The 3,385-nt window shown below is 70.8% G+C and carries 5 protein-coding genes and 1 pseudogene; 2 read left to right on the top strand and 4 right to left on the bottom strand.

Translation table 11 applies throughout. The features are described from left to right. The 4 genes from C1J00_RS40595 to rimP all read right to left on the bottom strand — a co-directional run. On the bottom strand, window positions 1–264 hold a 264-nt coding region (locus C1J00_RS40595; protein WP_146046364.1), incomplete at its 3' end, for a translation initiation factor IF-2 N-terminal domain-containing protein. A gap of 145 nt (window positions 265–409) precedes the next feature. Next, window positions 410–706 (bottom strand): YlxR family protein, encoded by a 297-nt coding sequence (locus tag C1J00_RS40590; RefSeq protein ID WP_102913855.1) that lies wholly within the window; start codon window positions 704–706, stop codon window positions 410–412. A gap of 103 nt (window positions 707–809) precedes the next feature. After that, window positions 810–1,808 carry a transcription termination factor NusA gene (gene nusA, locus C1J00_RS40585; protein WP_062929377.1) on the bottom strand — a complete coding sequence of 333 codons (999 nt, stop codon included), beginning with the start codon at window positions 1,806–1,808 and terminating at the stop codon, window positions 810–812. 2 nt (window positions 1,809–1,810) lie between these two features. Further along, complete coding sequence (gene rimP / locus C1J00_RS40580; RefSeq protein ID WP_102913854.1) at window positions 1,811–2,308, bottom strand: ribosome maturation factor RimP; 498 nt, start codon at window positions 2,306–2,308, stop codon at window positions 1,811–1,813. A gap of 216 nt (window positions 2,309–2,524) precedes the next feature. On the opposite strand from rimP, the gene C1J00_RS40570 reads away from it, so the two are divergent. Further along, window positions 2,525–3,058 carry a hypothetical protein gene (locus C1J00_RS40570; protein WP_102913853.1) on the top strand — a complete coding sequence of 178 codons (534 nt, stop codon included), beginning with the start codon at window positions 2,525–2,527 and terminating at the stop codon, window positions 3,056–3,058. Then, window positions 3,055–3,336: pseudogene (locus C1J00_RS40565) on the top strand (DUF4439 domain-containing protein); the annotation flags it as partial. The gene C1J00_RS40570 and the pseudogene C1J00_RS40565, both read left to right, overlap by 4 nt. Window positions 3,337–3,385: the final 49 nt, after the last annotated feature.

Genomic DNA, 3,385 nt, shown 5'->3' with positions numbered 1-3,385 from the left:
GGCCGGCGGGCGCGGGGCGGCCGGACGGGCCGCCTGCGCGGGAGAGGGGGCGCCCGGCTTCGCCGGGGCAGCCTTGCGGGCAGGGGCGGACTTGCCGCCTCCGCTGCCCTGCTGGAGGGCGTCCGTCAGTTTGCGTACAACAGGCGCTTCGATCGTCGAAGACGCCGAACGGACGAATTCACCGAGTTCCTGGAGCTTGGCCATGACGACCTTGCTCTCGACGCCGAACTCCTTGGCGAGTTCGTAGACCCGGACCTTAGCCACTTCGCTCCTTTGAGGTCCGGGTTGCGTCCGGACCGTCGCTAGTTCATGGGCGTACTCATCGCGTACTCATCGAGTGCTCATCGCAATCTCGACCTGCTTTCGACTCGCGAGGTACCTAGCCGCACGGGGTTCCGTACGGCACGTCTTACCGTGTTGCCTGCTCGGCAACTGTCGTCTGCTCGACGTATCGGCGCAACGCCTTTGTGTCGAGCGGTCCCGGGACGCGCAGTGCCCTCGGGAACGCACGGCGGCGTACCGCCTGGTCGAGACAGACCGGTGCGGGGTGTACGTACGCACCCCGGCCGGGCAGCGTACCGCGTGGATCAGGGACGCATGTGTCCTTGATCGCTACGATCCGCAGCAGTTCGGCCTTGGTCGCTCGCTCCCGACACCCCACACAAGTGCGTTCAGGGCATGCGCGGGCGCGCGTCCGGCCAGACACTGCTAAGTCTACCTCCCCGTACACCCCTCACCCCTTTTGGGGCAGGGATCGAACAGTTGGCGCGCGTGAACCTGTCGTGATCTGAACGGCGCGCGGCTTGGATCTATTCCTCGGAGCTGTTCCCGGCGGGCTCCGTGTCCGGTCGGATGTCGATCCGCCAGCCGGTCAGCCGGGCCGCGAGGCGGGCGTTCTGCCCTTCCTTGCCGATGGCCAGCGACAGCTGGTAATCGGGCACGGTCACCCGGGCCGACCGGGTCGCCATGTCCACGATCTCCACCTTGGAGACCCGGGCCGGGGACAGCGCGTTCGCCACCATGTCGCCCGGGTCCTCCGACCAGTCGACGATGTCGATCTTCTCACCGTTGAGCTCGCCCATGACGTTGCGCACGCGGCCGCCCATGGGGCCGATGCAGGCGCCCTTGGCGTTCAGGCCGGAGCGGGTGGACCGTACGGCGATCTTCGTGCGGTGGCCGGCCTCACGGGCGATCGCGGCGATCTCCACCGATCCGTCGGCGATCTCCGGCACCTCCAGGGCGAAGAGCTTCTTCACCAGGTTGGGGTGCGTGCGCGACAGCGTCACGGACGGGCCGCGGACGCCCTTGGCGACTCGGACGACGTAGCTGCGCAGCCGCATGCCGTGCTGGTAGGTCTCCCCCGGCACCTGCTCCTGCACGGGCAGGATGGCCTCCAGCTTGCCGATGTCGACGAGCACGTTCTTCGGGTCGCGGCCCTGCTGGACCACGCCGGTGACGATGTCGCCCTCGCGGCCTGCGTACTCACCGAGCGTCGCGTCGTCCTCGGCGTCGCGCAGGCGCTGCAGGATGACCTGCTTGGCCGTGGTGGCGGCGATACGGCCGAAACCGGACGGGGTGTCGTCGAACTCGCGGGGCTCCTGGCCCTCCTCGAGGTCGTCGGGGTCCTCCTTCGCCCACACGGTCACATGGCCGGTCTCCCGGTTGAGCTCCACGCGCGCGTGGCGGCGGCTTCCCTCGGTGCGGTGGTAGGCGATGAGGAGGGCCGACTCGATCGCCTCGACCAGCAGGGGGAAGGAGATCTCCTTCTCCCGAACCAAGCCCCGCAGGGCACTCATGTCGATGTCCACGGCTACGCCTCCTCTTCCTTCTTGTCCTTGCGGCTGAATTCGACCTGGACCCGCGCCCGGACGATGTCGTCGAAGGCGAGTCTGCGCGCGGTGGGCTTGCGGCCCTTCACCCCGGGCACCTCGGTGTCGACACCCTCGTCGTCGACCTTCAGGATCCTGGCGACCAGCTCGCCGCCCTCGGCCAGCTGGAACTTCACCAGCCGCTCCGTGGCGCGGACGTAGTGCCGGTGTTCCGTGAGGGGGCGCTCCGCCCCCGGGGTGCCGACCTCGAGGGTGTACTCGCCCTCGCCCATCGCGTCCGTCTCGTCGAGCTTCGCCGAGAGCACGCGGCTCACATCGGCGATCTGGTCCAGGTCGGCGCCCGTGTCCGAGTCGACGACGACGCGCAGCACACGCTTGCGTCCGACGGAGTCCACTTCGATCTCTTCGAGGTCCAGGCCCTGAGAGGTGACGAGCGGCTCCAGCAGTCCTCGCAGCCTCTCGCTCTGGGTGGTGCTCATCCGGGTGACTCCTCGGCCGCGTGTGCTGTTGTGGGATGGGTCGCGTGTCTGATCAAAGGGTATCCGGTCGCGGGGTGTGTTGCCGTCCACCCGGTCACGAACGGTGCCGCTGAGTGATGCGGGGCGGGGGCCCGGGTACCGTGATCACGGGCGTGCAGCCCTCGCAGTCCCTTCTTTCTCGAATGTTTCTCGAAACGAGCCCCGAGGACGTCTGACGTGCCGTTCCCCTCATCGCCGCCCGCCCGCTCGGGGCCGCGCAGAAGGAGCCTGCTCGCCGTCGCCCCGGCGGCCCTCGCCCTGACGGGCTGCACCGGCGGGGATTCCGGCGGCCCGGCCGGGGAGGGCCGGCCTGCCGCCGACCGGGCACGCGCGCGTGCGGCCCGGGACAGCGAGGCCCTCGTGGAGCGCTACGACGCGGTGATCGCCGCCCGGCCAGGGCTCGCGGGCCGGCTGCGGCCGCTGCGCGAGGAGACCGTACGGCACGCGCGGGCCCTCGGCGGTGGCCGGAAGGCATCGCCCTCGGCGTCCCCTTCGGCATCGGCGTCCTCCTCGGCCACGCCCTCGGCGTCCGCGGCCGTGCCGGGCAACGACAAGGACGCCCTCGCCGGGCTCGCCGCGGCGGAGAAGGAGCTCGCCGACCGTCGGGCCAGGGTGTTGGGCGGAGTGCCGGGTGAGCTGGCGCGACTGCTGGCGTCGGTGGCGGCGGCCGGGGCGGCGCACGTGTATCTGCTGACGGAGGGAGACGCGTGAGCGAGGAGAAGGACCGGGAGCTGCGGGCCCTGCAGGCCGCGCTGGCGGCCGAGCACGCGGCGGTGTACGGCTACGGCGTCGTCGGCGGGAGGATCGGTGACGGGCGGCGCGCCGAGGCGGTCACGGCGCACGACGCGCACCGGGCACGCCGGGATGCGCTGGTGCGTGAGGTGAAGGACCTGGGGGGCCGGCCGGTGGCCGCGTCCGCCGGGTACGCGCTGCCCTTCCAGGTTCCCGACTCGGCGGCGGCCGTGCGGCTCGCCGCCGAGCTGGAGGACCTGTCTCTTATACCCATCTGACGCTGCCGACGAACCCGAGGGTGTGATT

The sequence above is a fragment of the Streptomyces cahuitamycinicus genome (assembly GCF_002891435.1).
Classification (GTDB): Bacteria; Actinomycetota; Actinomycetes; order Streptomycetales; family Streptomycetaceae; genus Streptomyces; species Streptomyces cahuitamycinicus.
Note: the sequence above shows the minus strand (reverse complement) of the source record. Positions and strands in the feature narration are given on the sequence as shown.

Excerpts from the sequence above, each read along its gene's own strand:
- rimP (WP_102913854.1), bottom strand. The coding sequence starts at position 2,308 with ATGAGCACCACCCAGAGCGAGAGGCTGCGAGGACTGCTGGAGCCGCTC.